This window comes from Nesterenkonia massiliensis, assembly GCF_000455245.1.
Lineage (GTDB): Bacteria > Actinomycetota > Actinomycetes > Actinomycetales > Micrococcaceae > Nesterenkonia > Nesterenkonia rhizosphaerae.
In genome coordinates this window covers 1-6,268 of the sequence record NZ_HG005172.1, presented here as the reverse complement: position 1 = coordinate 6,268, position 6,268 = coordinate 1, and the positions used below count along the sequence as shown (strand labels likewise).

Genomic DNA, 6,268 nt, shown 5'->3' with positions numbered 1-6,268 from the left:
ATGTTGCCGCATATGCGCCGCCGCGCGGTGACCCGCAAACGCTGGCCGGATGGACCCGGCACCGCGGAGGAGCCCAATGACGCGTTTTTCCGCAAGAACCTTGAGGACTCGGCACCGGCGTGGGTGCCGCGGCTCGGCTTGCAGCACTCTGATCACGTCAACATCTACCCGCTGGCCGAGGATGAGGCCGTACTAGCGTGGTTCGGCCAGGTGGGCGCGTTGGAACTGCACGTTCCGCAGTGGAGGTTCGACGCCGACGTCGCCCCTTTTATCCCGTCAGATGACAGCGGTGAGCCTCCGGTGGCGGAGCGCCGTAACCCGGATCGGCTGGTGCTTGACCTGGACCCGGGGCCGGGGACTGATCTGGCCGATTGCGCACAGGTGGCGCGCTGGTGCCGGGAGATTCTCGATGACATGGGCCTGCCGAGTGTTCCGCTGACCTCGGGGTCGAAGGGTATTCACCTCTATGCGGAGTTAGAGGGCACCTACACCTCGGACCAGGTCTCGCAGGTGGCCAAGGAGCTGGCGCGGGCTCTGGAGGCTGATCACCCGAAGCAGGTGGTGAGCCAGATGAAGAAGACCGCGCGCAAGGGCAAGGTGTTCATCGACTGGTCGCAGAACAATGCGAATAAGACCACGGTGGCGCCGTATTCGCTGCGTGGCCGACCGCAGCCCTGGGTGGCGGTCCCGCGAGAGTGGGATGAGCTGGATGATCAGGATCTGCGTCAACTGGATTTCCGCGAGGTGATGGAGCGTCTGGCCGATGGCCTGGACCCGATGCGGAGGTTCGGGCGGTACAACGACGACGACGCCGACGTTCCCGCCACAGCGAAGTCTTCGTCTAAGGACTCCGGAAAGAAGAAGGGGTCAGGGGGGAAGTCTGCTCCGGCAAAGGACATCGAGGACGCATTGACCAAGTACCGGTCCATGCGTGATGCGGCGAAAACTCCGGAACCGGTGCCCCAGGAGTCGCCGGCGGCCCGCGATGGTGACCCGATCTTTGTGGTGCAGGAGCATCACGCGACCCGCCTGCACTATGACACTCGGTTAGAACGCAACGGTGTGCTGGTGTCCTGGGCGGTGCCGAAGGGTCCGCCGTTGAAGGCCGGGCAACAGCGCCTGGCGGTGATGACGGAGGATCACCCGATTGAGTATGCGCAGTTCGAGGGCACTATCCCTAAGGGTGAGTACGGCGGCGGTGAGGTGACTATTTGGGACACCGGGACCGTGGATATTGAGAAGTGGGAGGAGAAGAAGGTCGTCTTTGTGCTGCACGGCAAGCCCGACGGCGGCCTCGGCGGTAAGCCTCGTAGATATGCGCTGGTTCAGACCGATGATGAAGGCAAGGACTGGCTGATCCGCATGACCAAGGATCAGCCGCGCGCTGCAAAGTCTGCGGCCTCTGCCAAGAGCGAGAAGCCGGAGGGCGACGAGGCCGGCGCCGGTTCCAGCACCAGCAAGTCGAAGAAGAAGCCTAAGAAGCCTGCACCGATTCCGGACCCGCTCCCCTCCCCCATGTTGGCAACTATGGGTGCGCCCAAGGACATCCACGGTGATGACTGGATCTTCGAGGCTAAATGGGACGGTTACCGGATCATCTCTGCGGTGCACGAGGACGACGACGGCACCAAGCGCGTGGAGCTGCGCAGCCGCAATGGGAAGGACCTGACCGGGACATTCCCTGAACTGGTGGAGTTGGCTGAGCTGGCGCCGGTGGGCACAGTGTTGGACGGCGAAGTGGTGGCGCTGAATTCATCGAACCGTCCTGACTTCGGGCTGCTGCAGCGTCGCGGACGCCTGACGAAGAAGCGTGAGATCGAACGTGCTGCGGAAAAGATCCCGGTGCATTACATGGTCTTTGATGTGCTGCACACGCCAGAGCGCGGTGACGTGACGGATCTGCCATATACCCAGCGTCGCGAGCTGCTGAAGGAGCTCGTGGAGTCGGGAAATCAGGTGCAGGTGCCTGATGATCTCGGTGAGAATCTGGATCACGCGATGGAGGTCAGCGAGGAGCTGAAGCTTGAGGGCATTATGGCCAAGCGTGCCGATGGCAAGTATCGGCCCGGCAAGCGTTCGGATGCGTGGATCAAGATCAAGCATGAGAATCATGCTGATGTGACGGTGATCGGCTGGCGGCAGGGCAAGGGCGGGCGCGCGAAGACGTTTGGGTCGCTGCTGCTGGGTATCACCGACGACGACGGCAACCTCACCTATGCGGGGCGTGTGGGTACTGGCTTCAGCGATGCGGAGTTAACGGAGCTGCGGGCACAGTTGGAGAAGCTGGTGCGTAAGACGCCGCCGGTTGCTGATGTCCCTGCGGAGGACGCCGGCGACGCCACTTGGGTGACCCCGAAGCTGCAGGCCGAGGTCAAGCACTCGGGCATCACCCGCGACCACCGCCTCCGCCACCCCACCTGGCGGCGGGTGGTTACAGAAGGCGCGTAGCCCTCTGCTCGAACGGGACGACGACATCCGTTCGCCTTAGACTTTCCACCCATGACGCCTTCGTTGGATCGCTGCAAGGTCTCCGCTAAGGTACTCAGCTTGTCCAGGTAGCAGGTATTTATGGCCATACCCTACACCTAGTACTCCTTGAGCGGTTCAGGTGCACCAACTGGTCGTGGCTCCGGTGCAGGATTGACATACCCGTGTGGCTTATACAATCAAGGCATGGATCACCGAATTGTAGGCTTCGAGATCACTGGGGATGCTGTCCTGGAAGACTCGTTCCTGCCGATGCAAGATGGCCTGACCGCAGTGTATGGGCTCAACGGCGCGGGAAAATCCCGTCTCCTGAGGGGCATACGCTATGCGTTGCTCGGTGAAAGCTCCGACATCGGTGTTTTTGTCGTGGTGCAGGCGACACCGGACGCTTGGGAATCGGATAGATTCCCGACCAGCCACCCGAGATACAAAACGACTGGGTACCGTCCAACCTTGCGCTACGCGATAGCCGAACAAATTGGTGGGTGGTCACCTGATGTTTCCTTTTCCGACGATAGAGACAGGTGGATTCAAGGCCTATCGGCAGACCAGGTTACAGAAACGGTTGAAGAAGTTTTTAGATCTCGACTCAGAAGCACAAATTCAGAGCTTGAGGAAGAGATTATTCATAATCTTTTCTTTCTCCTGCACCCACTCGGCACTTCTAACGCGCCCCGTTGGGAGGTGTGGCCGGCCTACGACTCCCAGTTGCCAGCTGCAAAGGCACATCTGACACGCCATGAGATGCTCCTAGCCGAAAACAACGGTAACTCGTCTGCAAGTCAAGTGCTGGATTTCTTGGACAATGGCCCAATACTTCCCCCGCACTTGTATCCCTTTCCTGCCTATGGGAAACAATATTTTCATCCGACTAGGTTTTCGCCTTTTGATGCCTACGAGGGCAGTGATCCTGATCCGATGCCAGGCATTCTCTTAACACCTGGGGCCAGAGCATTAGACTTCGGCATTGACCTTATTGAAGAATCGTCCGATCCAAACGGAACAAGCCTCGAGCTTCTGAAATACATCGCCGAGCAGGCGGCACCGTACTCCTTTGACGAGATTACCCACCAGACTGGCACTTCTTGGCTGGAGCGTGCCGGTCTACCGCCAACAACCATGACTCGAATTGCCCGCGCGGTACATATTACTGAGGAATCCACCCTTTTCTATCAATCAAATGGAATGAAGACGGCTGTTGATATTGCAGCCGCGCACACCGGGACATTGATCTCCCAGCGAGCACAACAGTACTTCGGGTCAGTATTGCAGGACGCGCCCGTTCCGGTCTTGAGGCTTGCCGCCGCTGAGGAGCGCTTTACAAGGCCCGGGGCCGCGTGGGAGTTCGACACTGATGATTCGGAGAGAGCCGGAAATGAGACTCGCACATTTCCCGCTCTTGGGCTGAACGAGATGTCCGGCGCTGAGCAGAAGTGGCTGCGTCTAGCTATTGCGGATGCCCTTTACTGGACCGGGCGAGAAATCGAGCGCGGAGAGGTACCGCGCCCGGCACTGACGCTCATTGATGAGCCTGAGGCTGCTCTTCATCGTTCCGCGGAGTCCACCATGGCCACAGCTCTCACTGACTTAGTTGCGAGTGATCCTCGTCGCGTGATGATCGTGGCTACCCACTCACCTGACCTTCTTGACAGCCCAGGGGCGAAACTGATCGAGATCAAGCGCAATAACGGCCCGCTGAGTGACGATGATCGCTACGTGGGTGCCAAGCGGGCGCGCTCGATAGTCCAACCGTTGGACCTAAAGGACAAGGATTCGCTTCAGACTCTCGGACTCAACCCCAGTGATTTGCTGCGATGGACCAAAGTGTTCCTGCTTGTGGAAGGCCACCATGAGAAACTCATCTTTGATGAGCTCTTCAGCGCCAGGCTGCAGAAGGCTCGGGTCGAGGTGATCACCCTTGATGGGGCCAAGAACCTAAAAGGGACAGCAGACAGCTACATCCTGTTTAAGTACACACGAGCCCATGTGGTGGCGCTTGTGGACAACCTGCAACACCAAGCGATCCAGAATGCATGGGCTAAAGCGCGTGAACTACGCAGCACCAGATCCCAGAAGGATGCAGTCGACCACCTCAACGTAGTGTTGAAGAGTCCCTCAGGGAAAAAAGCCCAGGAAGAAATCGGATTCATCCGCGGCTGGCTTATCAGGGCCCTCGAAAACGGGGTGGATTCAAGACTTTCCCCTCACGGATTGGGCGAGAAGGATATCCTCAACTACCTCCCCGTTGAAGCCTTCCTACCGAGGGCTACAAGCTGGAACGAGCTGTGGGAACAGCACGCAGAGGCGCGTAAAACCCGAGACAATACTCCGAGATCATTCAAAGATTGGCTTGTCTCGCAGAGCAACAGTAGACCCTTGAACGATGACACCATATTGGAAGCTGTCGCCAAACTCACTTCAATCCCCAAAGAGTTCGAACACCTCATGAAGCGCCTGGAAGCACTTTCTTCCGAAGTATAAGGCGAAAGAGGCGGTCCCCCTCTTTGTCAGCCTGGTTGTGAGTCAGTTGGGCAGATGAGGAGAGGAGACCAGGGATGTCGATTTCTCCTGGAGGTGGAGATTAGCCTCCGTTTGAAGGACGGCACTCACCGGATCATAGAACAGAGCGTTAGAGCTTTCCCGGTTGTCAGTGAGTAGAGAAAGCGACAACAGCGGCTCAAGCGAGGGGTAGGGCGTCTTCTCTTGCTTGTCATGGTCACACCAGTTTTCCTGCCCGGAGCACCGGGCACTAGTGCGACTCTCATAACTCGTGGACCGAAATCAGGGGATCATTCCACGACTTCTTGTCGAGCCTTATCTGGCTCATCGCAGATGAGAGTGTAGATAGGGTCTGAATCCTCCGGTGTCCAGCAGGGCTCGGGTGATGTAGTTGGTCAGGTTCCGGAATCCTAGGGCGGTGCCGCGCAGGTGTTCCAGCCGGCCGTTGATCGCCTCGGTGGGTCCGTTGGATGTTCCGGGCCGGTCGAAGTAGGCCAGGATGTCGGTGGCCCGGCGGTTGAAGGTCCGACCCAGCTTCTTCAGCTCGATCAGTTTCGCCGGGATTCCGCGGCGCAGGGCTGTGATGATTTCGGTGAGCATCTGCTTGCCGGTGGACTTCGATGAGTGCCGGTAGGCGGCGACGATCTTCTGATAGATCCACCAGGTCGCTTCGACCTCGACGTGCTCATCTGAGGCGAACACTGTCCGCAGGCGCATGTCTTGGCGCTCGGTGAGCAGCTCAGCCCCGGTGCGCAAGGTTCGCCGAGCACCGTAGAGCGGGTCACCTGTGCGGCCCCGGTGCCCAGTGGTCTCACGCTGAACCCGCTGTCGGGCCTGATCCAACGCGTCCCCAGCCAGAGCAACGACGTGGAAAGGGTCCATGACGGCGGTAGCTTGTGGGAGCTCTTCGGCGGTGGCGGTCTTGAACCCGGAGAACCCGTCCATGGCCACGACCTCGATGCCTTCGCGGAAGTCCTTGCTTTGGGCCTCCAGCCAGGTCTTGAACACGGCCTTAGAGCGGCCGGGGACCATGTCCAGCAGCCGGGCAGGTCCGGTGCCGGCGCGGACTGGGGTCAAATCGATGACCACGGTGACGTAGTGGGAACCGTGGCCGGTATGGCGCCAGCAGTGCTCATCGACCCCGATCACCTTCACGCTATCGAACCTGGTCGGGTCCTCGATCAGCAGTTGCCGCCCGGCGGTAAGGACGGCGTCGTTGACGGTATGCCAGGAAGACGCCAGTGCGGCAGCGACCCTAGCAATCGACATCCGGTCTATTACC

At 59.4% G+C, this 6,268-nt stretch carries 3 protein-coding genes; 2 read left to right on the top strand and 1 reads right to left on the bottom strand.

Annotated elements, in window-relative coordinates:
* A partial coding sequence (locus TX78_RS10715; RefSeq protein ID WP_044496190.1) for an ATP-dependent DNA ligase occupies nt 1–2,448 on the top strand: 2,448 nt, incomplete at its 5' end.
* Between the two features lie 225 nt (nt 2,449–2,673).
* A complete protein-coding gene (locus TX78_RS10710; RefSeq protein WP_044496189.1) occupies nt 2,674–4,968 on the top strand; it encodes an AAA family ATPase in 2,295 nt (764 codons plus the stop codon).
* A 342-nt stretch (nt 4,969–5,310) separates the two neighbouring features.
* On the opposite strand, the gene TX78_RS10705 is transcribed toward TX78_RS10710, so the two are convergent.
* Nucleotides 5,311–6,268: ISL3 family transposase (locus tag TX78_RS10705; RefSeq protein ID WP_044496273.1), on the bottom strand; the 958-nt coding region annotated here is incomplete at its 5' end.